General features: G+C 35.0%; 9 protein-coding genes. All 9 read left to right on the forward strand.

What is annotated here, in order from left to right:
- Positions 1 to 29 precede the first annotated feature (29 nt).
- Complete coding sequence (locus D1818_RS06600; RefSeq protein WP_118457207.1) at positions 30 to 1,238, forward strand: RsmB/NOP family class I SAM-dependent RNA methyltransferase; 1,209 nt, start codon at positions 30 to 32, stop codon at positions 1,236 to 1,238.
- A 20-nt stretch (positions 1,239 to 1,258) separates the two neighbouring features.
- Positions 1,259 to 3,076 (forward strand): endonuclease, encoded by a 1,818-nt coding sequence (locus tag D1818_RS06605; protein WP_118457210.1) that lies wholly within the window; start codon positions 1,259 to 1,261, stop codon positions 3,074 to 3,076.
- 154 nt (positions 3,077 to 3,230) lie between these two features.
- Positions 3,231 to 6,899 (forward strand): phosphoribosylformylglycinamidine synthase, encoded by a 3,669-nt coding sequence (purL, locus tag D1818_RS06610; RefSeq protein ID WP_118457212.1) that lies wholly within the window; start codon positions 3,231 to 3,233, stop codon positions 6,897 to 6,899.
- A 157-nt stretch (positions 6,900 to 7,056) separates the two neighbouring features.
- Positions 7,057 to 9,468, forward strand: coding sequence for a M14 family zinc carboxypeptidase (locus D1818_RS06615; protein WP_120752518.1), 2,412 nt, complete (start codon positions 7,057 to 7,059; stop codon positions 9,466 to 9,468).
- A gap of 284 nt (positions 9,469 to 9,752) precedes the next feature.
- Entirely contained in the window at positions 9,753 to 11,525 is a 1,773-nt protein-coding gene (locus tag D1818_RS06620; protein ID WP_118457216.1) for a long-chain fatty acid--CoA ligase, read from the forward strand.
- 193 nt (positions 11,526 to 11,718) lie between these two features.
- Positions 11,719 to 12,174, forward strand: coding sequence for a MarR family winged helix-turn-helix transcriptional regulator (locus D1818_RS06625; RefSeq protein ID WP_118457218.1), 456 nt, complete (start codon positions 11,719 to 11,721; stop codon positions 12,172 to 12,174).
- A gap of 17 nt (positions 12,175 to 12,191) precedes the next feature.
- A complete protein-coding gene (locus tag D1818_RS06630) occupies positions 12,192 to 14,597 on the forward strand; it encodes a 3-hydroxyacyl-CoA dehydrogenase/enoyl-CoA hydratase family protein (protein ID WP_118457220.1) in 2,406 nt (801 codons plus the stop codon).
- Positions 14,598 to 14,636: 39 nt separating this feature from the next.
- On the forward strand, positions 14,637 to 15,017 hold the full coding sequence (locus D1818_RS06635) for a four helix bundle protein (protein WP_118457222.1): 381 nt from the start codon (positions 14,637 to 14,639) through the stop codon (positions 15,015 to 15,017).
- Between the two features lie 17 nt (positions 15,018 to 15,034).
- Positions 15,035 to 16,225: an acetyl-CoA C-acyltransferase gene (locus D1818_RS06640; protein ID WP_118457224.1), complete on the forward strand. Its 1,191-nt coding sequence runs from the start codon at positions 15,035 to 15,037 to the stop codon at positions 16,223 to 16,225.
- Positions 16,226 to 16,245 lie beyond the last annotated feature (20 nt).

Here is a 16,245-nt window from a genome sequence, read left to right on the forward strand (position 1 = left end):
TACCTTTGCAAACCTTAAAAAAAATGACAATGCGTTTACATAGAACTTTGGTTTTTGCTGTTATAGACGGACTTACTGAAATATTTAATGAAGGAGCTTATGCCGATAAAGTAGTTCAAAAATTACTAAAACGTGATAAACGATGGGGATCTCGTGACCGCAGTTTTATTGCAGAAACCGTGTATGATATCGTAAGGTGGAAACGCCTTTATGCTGAAATTGCCGATGTTTCTGAACCTTTTTCTAGAGAAAATCTTTGGAGAATATTTGCTGTTTGGGCTACACTAAGAGGTATCACATTACCTGACTGGAAACAAATTATTCCTACTCCTACAAGACGTATCAAAGGTCGTTTTGATGAATTAAGCAATACACGTAAATTTAGAGAATCCATACCGGATTGGATGGACGAATTAGGAGAAAAAGAGTTGGGAGCTAAATGGGATAAAGAAATTGCTGCCTTAAATCAGCAAGCACCGGTAGTTCTTAGAGCTAATTCTCTAAAAATATCCAGAGATAAGCTTAGAGGAATTCTTGAAGATGAAAATATAGACACAGAATTTATCAAAGGATATCCATCGGCTCTTCAACTTACAGAGAGAGCAAATGTATTCTCTACAGAAGCTTTTAAAAAGGGATTCTTTGAGGTACAGGATGGTTCATCGCAATTAGTTGCTGATTTCTTAGAAGTAAAACCAGGTCAGCGGGTAGTAGATACTTGTGCAGGAGCTGGTGGAAAAACACTACACTTGGCTGCATTAATGGAGAACAAAGGTCAGGTAATTGCTATGGATATTTATAGTAATAAACTAAAAGAACTTAAGAGAAGAGCGAGACGTGCAGGTGCTCACAACATAGAACCCCGGACTATAGAAAGCACTAAAGATATTAAGAAATTACACGGTAAAGCAGATCGTGTCTTAATCGATGCGCCTTGTAGTGGATTAGGTGTTTTAAGTAGAAACCCAGATGCCAAATGGAAATTGCAACCAGAATTTCTGGATAAAATCAGGCAAACACAATCCGAGATATTAGAAAGCTATTCCAAAATGGTAAAACCTGGCGGAAAATTAGTATACGCCACTTGTTCTATTTTACCTTCAGAAAACCAAGAACAGGTTAAAACATTCTTAACCAAAGAAATAGGAAAAGAGTTTATCTTTGTAAAGGATAAAAAAGTGCTTTCTTCAGAATCTGGATTTGATGGATTTTATATGGCACTACTAGAAAGAAAATAACTCAACTTACGCAACAAACAATGAAAACAAGATTACTTTTAATTGCTCTTTGTGCATTTTATTTTGGTTTTAGTCAAGTTCCATCGGGATATTATGACTCTGTAACAGGATCAGGATACTCCCTAAAAACGCAACTAAAAAACATTATTGATAGTGACAATGATGGTTTAACTCCTGAATTTCAATCTACAGATCCTGGTTATGCTGGATTGTATACAACATATGTAACTTCGGATTCCGATTCATATTATGAAAATAATGGTAGTGTTTTGGACATGTATTCTGAAAAACCAGATGGCACAGATTCTTATGAATACACTCATTTTACGGATCAGGACCCAGGATCTGGCGGAACATCTGAAGGAGAATTCTATAACCGCGAACATATAATTCCGCAATCTGTTTTTAATCAAGTTACTCCACAACGTTCGGATGCTCATTTTGTAGTTCCTTCTGATAAATACGTAAATAGTCAACGAGGGAGTTTTCCTTTCGGAAGAGTTGAAAATGCAAATTTAACAACCTCCAATGGTTCTAAAAGAGGTAATAATCTAGATGCAGGATATTCAGCAGGATATACAGCTACAGTTTTCGAACCTATTGATGAATTTAAAGGCGATATCGCCAGAATGCATTTCTACTTTGCAACTCGATATGAAGATAATGTAGCAGGATATTCATATAGTATGTTTAATGGAACTAGTGATCAGGTTTTTGATAATACTTTTTTAAGTATTCTTGTAACCTGGCATTTACAGGATCCTGTATCTACAAGAGAAATGGATAGAAATGATGCCATTTTTGCAAGACAGAACAATAGGAACCCTTTCATTGATCATCCAGAGTATGTACAAATGATATGGAACATAACAGTGGATACAGAAGCGCCAACGGTTCCAACAAATTTAATGGTATCTAATGAAACTTCTAATAGCGTTGATCTTTCCTGGACGGTCTCTTCCGACAATACAGCTGTAACTGAATATGATGTATATGTAAATTCAGTTTTTAATAAATCTGTTGCTTCTAACAGTACAAGTGTTAACGGATTAAGTCCTGAAACTACTTACTCTTTTAGTGTATTGGCAAAAGATGCTGCTGGAAACGAATCTGCACAAAGCAATTCAGTAAATGGCACAACCTTAGCTGGAGGAACTGGCGGCAGTGATTGTGCTTCAGAAACCTTTACCAACATAGGAGCTCCGTCCAGTCAATATCTTGATCGTATGTGGACAGGTGATGATGGAGGAACCTGGACCGCAACAGACGCTAGAACAGATCAAACTCTTACCGATGCTGCAATTACTATTAGAAATGGAGAGCTTACAGCTCCTTCGATTTCAGGAGGTATTGGTTCTTTAACAATAACTACCATTAGAGCATTTGGTGGTGGTAGTGGAACATTTACGGTACAAGTTAACGGAACTGCTGTAGGAACAATTCCATATGGTGATACAGAGGAAACCACAACTATTAATGATATTAATGTTACAGGAAATGTTGTAATTTCTTTTACAGACAAAGCAACAACTAGTGATAGAGTAATCATTGATGATCTATCTTGGACTTGCTATGACCCTACCCTAGGAGTCGATGATCTTGACCTGGATAACCTAATAACAGTGTATCCAAATCCTTCAATAGATGGTTCTATCACTATTAATATTCCTAATGGTACTACTAGCGAATTAAACATTTATGATATTACAGGGAAGCAAATTGTTTCTAAAAAGAATATTAAAGAGGCTATTCAGCTATCAAGTCTCCCTCAAGGAATGCTACTAGTAGAGATTATTTCATCTCAGAGGAGTATTACTAAAAAGATAATTATACGATAAAATGAAAAGCGGCTATTTAGCCGCTTTTTTTATTTATGTTCATTGTTTAAAATTTAGTGGATAACTCTAATATTACTATTAAGTTTTATACAATACTTTGTAAAGAAAAACAGTAAATTTGCAGCTTATTAAAAACAACACAAAGTCTGGAAGCATGATCCACTTCTTCGGAAACCAAAATGAGAATGTATTTGCGGTACAAACCACTGATGAAATCTCAACAGAAAATATCAAAAAATTAGTATGGTTATTTGGCAACCAACCTAAAATATCTTCGGCGTCTATTGACGCTTTTTTTGTTGGTCCTCGCGCCGCAATGATTACACCTTGGAGTACCAATGCTGTGGAGATTACCCAAAACATGGGAATCGAAGGAATCATTCGTATTGAAGAATTTCAGTCTGTATCAGAAGATTTTACCGATTTTGACCCAATGCTTTCTCAAAAATATACTGGGCTAAATCAGAATATATATACTATTAATATTGAGCCTGAATTAATTATAGAAATAGACAATATTGAGGCTTATAATAAAACTGAGGGGTTAGCACTAAGTCCAGAAGAAGTTGAGTATTTAGAAGGAGTAGCTAAAAAAATAGGAAGAAAATTAACAGACTCTGAAGTATTCGGGTTTTCTCAAGTCAACTCAGAACATTGTAGACATAAAATATTCAATGGAACCTTTATTATTGATGGAGAAGAGCAACCGACTTCCCTTTTTAAATTAATAAAGAAAACCTCGGAAACACATCCTAACAATATCGTTTCCGCATATAAAGATAATGTGGCCTTTGTAAAAGGTCCAAAGGTTACTCAATTTGCACCAAAAAGTGCTGATAAACCGGATTTCTATCAAGAAACACCTTACGAAAGTGTGATTTCTCTGAAAGCAGAAACTCATAATTTCCCAACAACTGTAGAGCCATTTAATGGGGCTGCTACAGGTTCTGGTGGAGAAATCAGAGACCGACTCGCTGGAGGAAAAGGTTCTTTACCATTAGCAGGAACAGCTGTTTATATGACTTCTTATTCACGATTAGAAGAAAATAGACCTTGGGAACAATCTGTGGAAGAAAGAAAATGGCTATACCAAACACCTGTAGATATTCTAATCAAAGCATCTAACGGAGCTTCGGATTTTGGAAATAAATTTGGACAACCGCTAATTACTGGATCCATTCTGACTTTTGAACATGAAGAAGATGCACGTAAACTAGGTTTTGACAAAGTAATTATGCAAGCTGGTGGAATTGGATATGGTAAAGCCGAACAAGCACTTAAAGACAAACCTGAAACCGGAGATAAGATTGTCATTCTTGGTGGTGAAAACTATCGAATTGGTATGGGTGGTGCTGCGGTTTCATCAGCAGACACAGGAGAATTTAGTAGCGGTATCGAATTGAATGCTATTCAGCGTTCTAATCCAGAAATGCAAAAACGAGCTGCCAATGCCATTCGTGGTATGGTAGAAAGTGATGTAAATACCATTGTTTCTATTCACGATCATGGAGCCGGAGGACATCTTAATTGTCTTTCTGAACTGGTAGAAGAAACTGGAGGGAAAATCGACTTAGATAAACTTCCTGTTGGAGACCCTACACTATCGGCCAAAGAAATTATTGGTAATGAGTCTCAAGAAAGAATGGGATTGGTTATCGGACAAAAAGATATTGATACTTTAGAACGAATTGCGGAACGTGAGCGTTCGCCAATGTATCAGGTAGGAGATGTAACAGGAGATGACCATTTTACTTTCGAATCCAAAACCAAAGGTGACAAACCTATGGATTTGGCTTTAGAGGATATGTTTGGCAGCTCTCCTAAAACGATTATGAATGATAAGACCATTGATCGTAACTATGAGGATATTTCGTACCAACAAGAACATCTTCACACTTATCTCGAACAGGTATTGCAACTAGAAGCTGTTGCTTGTAAAGATTGGCTTACTAACAAGGTAGATCGATGCGTTGGTGGAAAAGTTGCTAAACAACAATGTACAGGACCTCTGCAATTACCTCTTAACAACTGTGGTGTGATGGCTTTAGATTACACCTCTAAAGAAGGTATTGCGACTTCAATTGGTCACTCTCCTATTTCAGGTCTTATTAATCCCGAAGCTGGAAGTAAAAATTCTATTGCCGAAGCTTTAACTAATATCGTCTGGGCACCACTAAAAGATGGATTACAATCTATTTCTTTATCGGCAAATTGGATGTGGCCTTGCAAAAATGAAGGTGAAGACGCACGTTTATATAAAGCGGTAAAAGCAATCTCTGATTTTGCTATCGATTTAGGAATCAATGTACCTACTGGTAAAGATTCTCTTTCGATGAAGCAGAAATACCCAAATGAAGAAGTCATTTCTCCGGGAACCGTTATTATATCAGCTGCTGCTAATTGTAATGACATTACCAAAGTAATAGAACCGGTACTTCAAAAAGATAGCGGGAACATTTATTATATTAACTTATCTCAGGATAATTACAAACTGGGAGGATCTTCTTTTTCTCAGGTAATCAATAAAATTGGTTCAGAAGCTCCAAGTATTAGAGATGCGCAAAATTTTAAAAACACCTTTAATCTAATTCAACAATTAATAAGAGATAACAAAATTGTAGCTGGACATGATGTTGCCTCTGGTGGTTTAATTACTACTTTATTAGAATTATGTTTTGCAGATGTTAACTTAGGTGCAACATTAGATCTTTCTCAACTAGGAGAACAAGATACGATCAAGTTACTTTTTGCAGAAAACGCAGGTATAGTTTTTCAAAGTACAAATGATTCAGATATAGAGTCTATACTTTCGGAGCATAATATTCAGTTTTTCAATATTGGTAAAGTAACCAATAAAGCTTCATTAGAAATCATAAATACTGATGAATCATTTGATTTTAATATTACAGCTTTAAGAAAAATATGGTTTAGAACATCATACCTTTTAGATCAAAAGCAAACCGCTAATAATCTAGCAAATGATCGTTTTGATAATTTTGCAAAACAACCTTTACAATATACATTTCCTAAGCATTTTAATGGAAAACTTCCTGTAATTGATAATGATAATCCAAAGCCAAAAGCTGCTATCATTCGTGAAAAAGGAAGTAACTCTGAACGCGAAATGGCCAATGCTATGTACCTGGCTGGTTTTGATGTAAAAGATGTACATATGACCGATCTTATCACAGGTCGAGAAACCTTAGAAGATATTCAATTTATAGGTGCTGTAGGTGGATTCTCGAATAGTGATGTACTTGGTTCTGCTAAAGGTTGGGCTGGAGCATTTCTTTATAATGAAAAAGCGAATACAGCTTTAAATAACTTCTTTAAAAGAGAAGACACACTATCTGTCGGAATCTGTAATGGATGTCAATTATTTATGGAATTAGAAGTGATCAATCCTGAGCATAGTGAGCACGGAAAAATGCATCATAATGACTCTCACAAACACGAAAGTGGATTTACCTCTGTTAAGATTCAGAAAAATAATTCTGTCATGTTATCTTCATTAGAAGGAAGTACACTTGGTGTATGGATTTCTCATGGCGAAGGAAAATTTAACCTTCCACTATCCGAAGATCAATATAATATTGTTGCGAAATATGGATACGAAGGATATCCAGCCAACCCTAATGGCTCAGACTACAATACTGCTATGATGTGTGATGCTACAGGTCGTCATTTAGTAATGATGCCTCATATCGAGCGTTCAACATTCCAATGGAACTGGGCGAACTACCCAAAAGGAAGACAAGATGAAGTGTCGCCATGGATAGAAGCTTTTGTAAATGCTAGATTATGGATTGGGGATACAAAGTAATTTTTACTTTTGGTTAAAACTTATTTAGGGTTTATTACTATCAAACTGTTATATATTAATAACTGTATTACTGATTCACGCTTCACAACCAAATGGTGATTTAATCAGTATTTTTACAGAAGTATCAACAACTTTTTTGAACCTAAATACGTAAACCTTGAAAAAAATATTCGTCACCCTGTTTTTATTGGTTTCGGCTTTTGCTATTTCTCAAACAAAACTAAAATATAGTAAAGCTAAAATCACGTACAATACTCCGGAGAATTTCCAATTACTTATGGACGCAGGAGTTCCCATGGATCACGGTCAACATAAACGTGGAATTTTTATTATTTCGGATTTCTCTTCAATAGAAATTGAAACTGCACGAAATCTTGGTTTCCAAGTAGACATTATAATAGAAGATGCGGAAGCAGATTTTATTAAAAGAAATGAAATTGCCAAAACTCAAAAAGCCATACAAAATCTAAGCTGTCCTTCTGACAATGGAACTATAACAAACTACCCTACTCCATCTAATTTTTCGTTAGGATCTATGGGTGGATATCTTACTTATCAAGAAATGTTAGATAATCTCGATGCCATGAGAGCGCAGTACCCAACATTAATTTCAGAAAGAGTAGACATCGGTACATTTGTTACGAATGGGACACCAGACAATTCTGTTTCGCCATCGATAGGAGGAAATACAATACAATGGGTGCGTATTTCTGATAACCCTGATGTAGATGAAAACGAATCAGAAATATTATACGATGCAATTCATCACGCAAGAGAACCGGCTAGTTTATCTCAGCTTATTTACTATATGTGGTATTTATTAGAGAATTACAATTCTGATCCAGATATTAAACAAATTGTCGACAATACGGAATTATATTTTGTACCTGTTTTAAACCCTGATGGATATTTATACAATCAAGTTACTAATCCTAACGGTGGTGGATTTTGGAGAAAAAACAGATTTAATGCTACAGGAACTAATGGTGGTGTAGATAACAATCGAAACTACGATCATTATCCCGATGGAACTTCTGCGACTGCAACCTGGAGCGGTCCTGGTTCATCAAACAACGTAAATAGTGAAACATATCATGGTACTAGCGCTTTTTCTGAAATAGAAAATCAAGCAATGAAATGGTTTACGGAGCAACACAATTTTGTAATCGCTCTTAACAACCATACTTTTGGCGAATTATTATATTTCCCTTATTCTTATGCTGCAAATACCCCTACGCCAGATGAAGATATTTTTGTTACGATTGGAGCGGAACTTACTTCCCAAAATGGTTATAACCCATTAAGAGATGCTCCGTTTGCGGGAGATAGCGATGACTTCATGTATGGAGGAACTACACAACCGCATAATAAAATATTTTCTTTTACTCCTGAAGTAGGCACCGCCTTCTGGCCAGCATCTAACCAAATAGATGGTATCTGTAAAGGAATGATGTACCTAAACCTTACTGCTGCGAAAATGACGAATAACTACGCACAAATAGAAAGTATAGGAAACATCTTTATTGGAGAAAATACTACTTTCAATGCAAACTATACTCTAAAAAGATTAGGAGTTACAGGAAATGGAAATTTCACAGTAAGTATTGTACCCATCTCCAACAATATTACGAGTGTTGGTAGTCCTAAAAATTATACAAGCACACAAATTGGAACCAACGTATCGGATAATATTCAAGTGAATCTAAATAATTCAGTCCAAATTGGTGATGACATTTCTTATACAATTCTAGTTGATGGAGGAGCCATCACAGAATCTGTAAATATTACTAAAAAGTATGGAGAGCTACAGAGTATTGTTAACAATGACGCTAATAGTTTAGTTGATTATACACAGTCTGGCTGGTCTACCACCATGGCTACCTTTGTATCAGCTAATGCTTCAATAACCGAATCTCCTAATGGAAACTATAGCGCTAATCAAAATAAGACAATCGAACTTTCTCAAAATATAGATCTTAGTGATGCAGCATTTGCAAATGTTCAATTTTATGCAAAATGGGATATCGAGAACAATTGGGATTATGCACAATTCGAAGTATCCATAGATAATGGAAGTTCCTGGATTCCACAATGTGGAAAATTCACAAACTCAGGTAGTACAAACGCAGGGCAACCAACAGGCGAACCTTTGTATGATGGAACCCAAACAGATTGGGTACTAGAAGAAATCAACCTTAGTGATTATCTTGGAGAAACTATTAAAGTTCGCTTTCAATTTGTTTCTGATGGTAATACCGAAGAAGATGGTTTCTTTTTTGATGATCTGATTGTGAATTCTATAAATCAAGATGTATTAGATGTTCCAGATACTATCTTCTCTGAGTTTAAAATATTCCCTAATCCTGTTAAAGATTTTCTAAAAATATCTCCTTCATCTTCTACTAATTTCAGTCTACACCTAAGAAATTTGATAGGACAAGAGGTGTCTACCAAAACTAAAGTTTCTGGAGATCAAGAACTTGATGTCTCAAAATTAAATTCTGGATTGTATTTTCTAACAATAGAAATAAATGGTAACATCAAAACTTTTAAAATTTTAAAACGATAATTCTTCAATTAAAACCCATAAAACTTAAGGAGTTATCAAAAGATAGCTCCTTTTTTTATATATTAGGGTTGTGTATTGTGATATTTTTTATAATTTGCGAAACTATGCACGCATAGTAGTTTTTAAAATTCTCTAGCGCATAAGAATTCGGAGAATTTTGATTATATTAAACAAATTTGTTGTACAACTTTATTATAATTGTTAAGCGTTACGTTTTTTTAAAACATAATTCTTAAATTTAAAAGGTCTTTACAAACAGAGAAAAAACATATCTGAAACAACGTATGAATACAATTACTAGATTATTTGATTTCCCACATTATCAGCTAGAGAAATACAATTTAGACAAAGCTTTAATAACAAAATATGATGGAAAGTGGGTTGCTACTTCTACTAAGGAATACGTAGAAAAAGCAAATCAAATCAGCCGAGGTTTATTACGATTAGGTGTTAAACCTAATGATAAAGTTGCTATAATTTCTTCTAATAATAGGACCGAATGGAATATTGTTGACATAGGCGTGTTACAAATTGCCGCACAGGATGTACCTATTTATCCTACTATTTCTCAGGAAGATTACGAATATGTTTTAAACCATTCCGAATCTGTTTATTGTTTTGTATCTGATGATGAAGTTTTGCAAAAAGTAAACAACATAAAAGGTAATGTACCTTCCCTTAAAGGAGTATATTCTTTTAATGACATAGAAGGCTGCGATAGCTGGAATAAGGTGTTAGAGCTCGGAAGCGATGATAGCAATCAAGAAGAAGTAGAGAAGCTTATGGCTTCTGTAAAGGAAGACGATCTAGCTACCTTAATATATACTTCAGGAACTACAGGTAGACCAAAAGGAGTTATGTTAAGTCATAAAAATATAGTAACTAATGCCTTACATAGTTCGACCAGATTTGCAGAATTCGATGGAGAAGTAAAGGCATTGAGTTTTTTACCTGTTTGTCATATTTATGAAAGGATGTTAATGTATTTATACCAATATAGAGGTATAGGTATTTATTTTGCTGAATCTCTGGAAACAATAAGTGATAACTTAAAAGAGATACAACCTGATATGATGACAGCTGTTCCTAGATTGCTGGAAAAAGTATATGATAAAATCATTGCTAAGGGAGCAGATCTAACAGGTGTAAAAAAGAAATTATTTTTCTGGGCGGTAGAACTAGGCTTAAAATATGAACCTTATGGTGCTAATGGCTGGTGGTATGAGAAGAAATTAGGCATTGCTAAAAAACTAATTTTCAGTAAGTGGCAGGAAGCATTAGGAGGAAATCTAAAAGTAATTGCATCAGGAAGTGCCGCTTTACAATCCAGACTAGCTCGTGTTTTTAACGCTGCAGGAATAAATGTAATGGAAGGTTATGGATTAACAGAAACATCGCCTGTGATTTCTGTAAATGATATTAGAGACAGAGGTTTTAAAATTGGTACTGTAGGTAAAATGTTACCTGAAACAGAAGTTAAAATTGCTGAAGATGGTGAAATTCTTATAAAAGGACCACAGGTAATGATAGGTTACTATAAGGATGAAGAAAAAAGTAAAGAAGTTCTAAAAGATGGATATTTCCACACTGGAGATATTGGAGAAATAGATAGTGAAGGTTTCTTAAGAATTACGGATCGTAAAAAAGAAATGTTCAAAACTTCAGGAGGTAAGTATGTTGCTCCTCAGGTAATAGAAAATGCGATGAAACAATCACGTTTTATCGAACAAATAATGGTTATAGGTGACGGAGAAAAAATGCCTGCTGCTTTTATTCAACTAAATTTTGAATTTGTAAAAGATTGGGCAAATCGAAAAGGCATTTCTATCGGTAATTCAAATGAAGAAATCGTAAGTAACCAAACCGTAATCGACCGCGTACAGGAAGAAGTTGATGAGCATAATGAAAAATTCGGAAAATGGGAACGTATCAAAAGATTCGAACTTACATCAGACGAGTGGAGCATTGAAGCAGAACACCTCACTCCTACTATGAAACTAAAAAGACGAGTGATCAAGGCAAAATATCAAGATCTATATAGTAAAATTTATGGCTAATTCAATTCACTGATTACAAATGTATAGTGTAAAACTTTAACTTTAAATCAGTAAACTCCTCATTTTATGAGGAGTTTTTTTATTAATTCAACAGAAAAATGTAAATTACTTTCTCTTTTCACAATTTTTTATATAATTTACTATGCGTGCATAATAAATTTTTCTTACCTTTACACCATAACAAATTTTCTGAATGAGAGAAAAAACAATTGATTATGCACTTCGTGCAACATGGATGGCTGTTGCCAAGATGTATAACGAAGAAGCAGGTAAAAAAGGTAGTACAATGGCAACGGGTTTTGCATTAATTAGCATCGATCCTGAAAATGGAACTCCATCTACCTCATTAGGCCCTAAGATGGGTATGGAAGCCACTAGTTTATCACGAACTTTAAAAACCATGGAAGAGAAAGGGTTAATTTTTAGAAAGAAAAACCCTCAAGACGGACGTGGTGTTCTAATATATCTAACCCCTTTCGGAGTAGAAATGAGAAATTTTTCAAAAGATGTAGTTTTTACATTCGACCATGCCGTAAGAAAGCATGTTCCAAAGGAAAAGCTTGATACTTTCTTAGAAGTATTTCAATTGATAAATGATCTCATCGCTACCAAGAAAATATACACAAAAAAGGAATCTATAACATCTTAACAACCAGAAGTTAAAAAATGAAAAGAGTCATTAAAAAAGTTGCAGTCGTTGGTTCAGGAATTATGGGCTCCGGTATTGCATGTCATTTCGCTAATATCGGCGTCGAAGTACTATTATTAGATATAGTACCAAGAGAATTAAACGAGAAAGAAAAGGCAAAAGGCCTTACACTAGAAAGCAAAGTGGTTCGTAACAGGTTAGTAAATGATTCACTAACCGCCGCTCTTAAATCCAAACCTTCTCCTATTTACCATCAAAAATTTGCAAACCGTATCACTACAGGAAACCTAGAAGATGATATTGCAAAAGTAGCTGATGTAGATTGGATTATTGAGGTAGTAGTAGAAAGACTAGATATTAAAAAGTTAGTTTTTGAAAATCTAGAAAAACACAGAACGCCTGGAACTTTAATTACTTCTAACACTTCAGGTATTCCTATAAAATTCATGAACGAAGGAAGAAGTGAAGATTTCCAAAAACATTTCTGTGGAACTCACTTCTTTAACCCTGCTCGTTACCTGAAATTATTTGAGATTATACCTGGGCCAAATACTTCTACCGAAGTGCTTGAGTTCCTAAACGGATATGGAGAGCAATATTTAGGAAAAACATCTGTAGTTGCTAAAGATACTCCTGCGTTTATTGGAAACAGAATAGGTATCTTCAGTATTATGAGCTTATTCCATATGGTAAAAGATATGGGATTAACCATTGAAGAAGTTGATAAATTATCCGGTCCAGTTATTGGACGTCCAAAATCTGCAACTTTCCGTACGGTTGATGTAGTAGGATTAGATACTTTAGTACACGTTGCTAATGGTATTGCTGATAATTGTCCTGATGATGAACGTCACGAATTATTTAAACTACCAGCGTTCATCAATACGATGATGGAGAATAAATGGTTAGGTAGTAAGACGAAACAAGGATTTTATAAAAAACATGTATCTCCAGAAGGAAAAAAGGAAATTCTTTCTCTTGATTTAGACACATTAGAATATAGAGCTAGTAAAAGAGCTTCTTTTGCTACCTTAGAAATGACTAAAACTATTGATAAAGTAGTAGATCGTTTTAAAGTACTAGTTGCTGGAAAAGATAAAGCAGGAGAATTTTATCGTAAAAGTTTTGCTGCATTATTTGCATATGTATCTAACCGTATTCCAGAGATTACAGACGACCTTTATAAGATTGATGATGCTATGAAAGCTGGATTTGGTTGGGAACACGGTCCTTTCCAAATTTGGGATGCTATTGGAGTAGAAAAAGGAATTGAAATGATGAAAGCAGAAGGATATGAACCAGCTGCTTGGGTTAATGATATGATCGCTTCAGGAAGTACTTCTTTTTATACGGTTAAAAATGGAGCTACTAATTATTACGACATTCCAAAAAAGGAACAAGTAAAAGTTCCAGGACAAGATGCATTTATCATTTTAGATAACATCCGTAAATCTTCTGAAGTTTTCAAAAATAGCGGTGTTGTAGTAGAAGATCTTGGTGATGGAATCCTTAACGTAGAATTCCAAAGTAAGATGAATACTATAGGTGGTGATGTACTTGCTGGATTAAATACAGCTATTGATATGGCTGAGAAAAACTTCCAAGGATTGGTTGTTGGTAATCAAGCAGCTAATTTCTCTGTAGGTGCCAACATCGGAATGATCTTTATGATGGCTGTAGAGCAAGAGTATGATGAATTGAATATGGCAATTAAGTATTTCCAAGATTCTATGATGCGTATGCGTTACTCTTCAATCCCTACTATTGTTGCTCCTCATGGTATGGCTTTAGGTGGTGGATGTGAAATTTCATTACATGCTGATAAAGTAGTTGCTGCAGCAGAAACGTATATGGGATTAGTAGAATTTGGTGTTGGTGTGATCCCTGGTGGAGGGGGTTCTAAAGAGATGGCTTTAAGAGCTTCTGATCTTTTCAAAAAAGATGATGTAGAGCTAAATGTACTACAAGAACATTTCTTAACTATAGGTATGGCAAAGGTATCTACTTCTGCTTACGAAGCATTTGACACGAACTTACTTCAAAAAGGAAAAGATATCGTTGTTGTTAATAAAGACCGTCAGATTGCTACTGCTAAAGCATATGCAAAATTAATGGCGGAACAAGGATATACCCAACCTGTAAAACGAAAGGACATCAAAGTACTTGGAAAACAAGCACTAGGTATGTTCTTAGTAGGTACAGATTCTATGGAAGCTAGTAAATATATTTCGGAACACGATCATAAAATAGCGAATAAACTAGGTTATGTAATGGCTGGAGGAGATTTATCAGAACCAACCTTGGTAACAGAACAATATTTATTAGATCTAGAACGTGAAGCTTTCTTGTCTTTATGTACAGAACGTAAAACGTTAGAGCGTATTGAACATATGCTTAAGAAAGGTAAACCGTTACGTAACTAGTATTGAGAATTAAGTATTGAGTAATTAGAAAATAGAGTAATGCATAAAGTTGAAGATTTAAAAATATGGAAAAGGTCAATTGTTTTGGCTAAATCTATATATCTATTAACTAAAGAACTGCCTTCTGATGAAAAATATGGATTGATTTCTCAAATAAAACGAAGTGCAATTTCAATTTCTTCAAACATTGCGGAAGGCAGCGGAAGAAATTCAAATAAGGAATTTAAGCATTTTTTAAGTATTGCTAATGGTTCAGCTTATGAACTTCATACACAGTTAGTACTAACGATAGAACTTGATCTTTTATCGAAAGAAAAAGTTCAACAAGCTATTGACTTGTTGATTGAAATTCAAAAAATGAATTATTCATTACAGAAAAGTATTGCGAACAAAATCTCAATACTTGATACTAATATCTAAAATCTATTTTATAAAAAATGAAAACCGCATATATAGTAAAAGCATATAGAACAGCCGTAGGAAAAGCACCTCGCGGAGTGTTCAGATTTAAAAGAACTGATGAGTTAGCTGCTGAAACAATTCAGCATATGATGAAAGAACTGCCACAATTAGACAAAAGTCGTATTGATGATGTTATTGTTGGTAATGCAATGCCAGAAGGATCTCAAGGTCTTAATATGGCACGTTTAATATCACTTATGGGATTAGAATCTATTGATGTACCTGGTGTTACCGTAAATAGATTCTGTTCTTCTGGAATAGAAACTATAGGTATGGCTACTGCAAAAATACAAGCTGGAATGGCAGATTGTATTATCGCAGGAGGTGCAGAAAGCATGAGTTCGGTTCCTATGACTGGATACAAAACAGAATTAAATTATGATTTAGCCAAGTCTGGTCATGAAGATTACTATTGGGGAATGGGTAACACTGCAGAAGCGGTAGCTCATCAATTCAATGTATCACGTGAAGATCAAGATGAGTTTGCTTACAATTCTCATATGAAAGCATTAAAAGCACAAGCTGAAAATCGTTTTCAAGATCAAATAGTTCCTATCAATGTAGAGCAAATTTATGTCGATGAAAACGGAAAAAAAGCCAGTAAATCGTATACTGTAACTAAAGATGAAGGGCCTCGTAAAGGAACTAGTAAAGAAGTTTTAGGAAAACTTAGACCGGTTTTTGAACTTGGAGGAAGTGTAACTGCGGGTAATTCTTCTCAGATGAGTGATGGTGCTGCATTTGTGATGGTTATGAGTGAAGATATGGTTAAAGAACTAAACTTGGAACCAATAGCAAGACTTGTAAACTATGCTGCTGCCGGTGTAGAACCAAGAATTATGGGAATCGGACCTGTAAAGGCAATTCCAAAAGCTTTAAAACAAGCAGGCTTAAAACAAGAGGATATTGAGCTAATTGAACTGAATGAAGCCTTTGCTTCTCAATCATTAGCAGTAATGCGTGAGCTAAACATCAATCAAGATATCGTGAACGTAAATGGAGGAGCTATTGCTTTGGGTCATCCACTTGGTTGTACAGGAGCGAAACTTTCTGTTCAATTGTTTGATGAAATGCGCAAACGTGATATGAAAGGAAAATATGGTATGGTGACTATGTGTGTTGGTACTGGTCAGGGAGCTGCTGGTATTTTTGAATTTTTGAATTAAGAAACGATAGAGATAATATA

Origin of the sequence: Aquimarina sp. BL5 (assembly GCF_003443675.1) — a bacterium.
Lineage (GTDB): Bacteria > Bacteroidota > Bacteroidia > Flavobacteriales > Flavobacteriaceae > Aquimarina.

Excerpts from the sequence above, each read along its gene's own strand:
- D1818_RS06600 (WP_118457207.1), top strand. The coding sequence starts at position 30 with ATGCGTTTACATAGAACTTTGGTTTTTGCTGTTATAGACGGACTTACT.
- D1818_RS06605 (WP_118457210.1), top strand. The coding sequence starts at position 1,259 with ATGAAAACAAGATTACTTTTAATTGCTCTTTGTGCATTTTATTTTGGT.
- purL (WP_118457212.1), top strand. The coding sequence starts at position 3,231 with ATGATCCACTTCTTCGGAAACCAAAATGAGAATGTATTTGCGGTACAA.
- D1818_RS06620 (WP_118457216.1), top strand. The coding sequence starts at position 9,753 with ATGAATACAATTACTAGATTATTTGATTTCCCACATTATCAGCTAGAG.
- D1818_RS06625 (WP_118457218.1), top strand. The coding sequence starts at position 11,719 with ATGAGAGAAAAAACAATTGATTATGCACTTCGTGCAACATGGATGGCT.
- D1818_RS06630 (WP_118457220.1), top strand. The coding sequence starts at position 12,192 with ATGAAAAGAGTCATTAAAAAAGTTGCAGTCGTTGGTTCAGGAATTATG.
- D1818_RS06635 (WP_118457222.1), top strand. The coding sequence starts at position 14,637 with ATGCATAAAGTTGAAGATTTAAAAATATGGAAAAGGTCAATTGTTTTG.
- D1818_RS06640 (WP_118457224.1), top strand. The coding sequence starts at position 15,035 with ATGAAAACCGCATATATAGTAAAAGCATATAGAACAGCCGTAGGAAAA.